Origin of the sequence: Caballeronia sp. LZ033, assembly GCF_031451265.1 — a bacterium.
In the GTDB taxonomy this organism is placed as follows: Bacteria; Pseudomonadota; Gammaproteobacteria; order Burkholderiales; family Burkholderiaceae; genus Caballeronia.
In genome coordinates this window covers 1-499 of record NZ_JARUXQ010000048.1, presented here as the reverse complement: position 1 = coordinate 499, position 499 = coordinate 1, and the positions used below count along the sequence as shown (strand labels likewise).

The following is a 499-nucleotide window of genomic DNA, read 5'->3' as shown; positions in this document are numbered from 1 at the left end:
ATTCGTCGATGCCGCGAAGATGCGTCCCGCGCCGCCGGTTGCGAACAGCGTGGTCTTGCCTTCGAGGATATAGACCTCGCCCGTTTCCATCTCCAGCGCAGTGACGCCGAGCACATCGCCTTCGGCGTCGCGGATCAGATCCAGCGCCATCCATTCGACGAAGAAGTGCGTCTTGGCCGCCACGTTCTGCTGATACAGCGTGTGCAGCAGCGCGTGACCGGTACGGTCCGCTGCCGCGCAGGCGCGTTGCACGGGCTTCTCGCCGTAGTTGGCCGTGTGGCCGCCGAACGGACGTTGATAGATGGTGCCGTCCGCGTTGCGGTCGAACGGCATGCCCATGTGTTCGAGCTCATACACGGCGTTGGGCGCTTCGCGGCACATGAACTCGATCGCATCCTGGTCGCCGAGCCAGTCGGAGCCCTTGATGGTGTCGTAGAAGTGATAGTGCCAGTTGTCTTCGCTCATGTTGCCGAGCGACGCGCCGATGCCGCCTTGTGCG

The 499-nt window shown here is 63.5% G+C and carries 1 protein-coding gene; it reads right to left on the bottom strand.

What is annotated here, in order from left to right; genetic code table 11:
* On the bottom strand, positions 1 to 499 hold a 499-nt coding region (locus QCE62_RS35125; protein WP_309928027.1), incomplete at both ends, for an FAD-binding protein.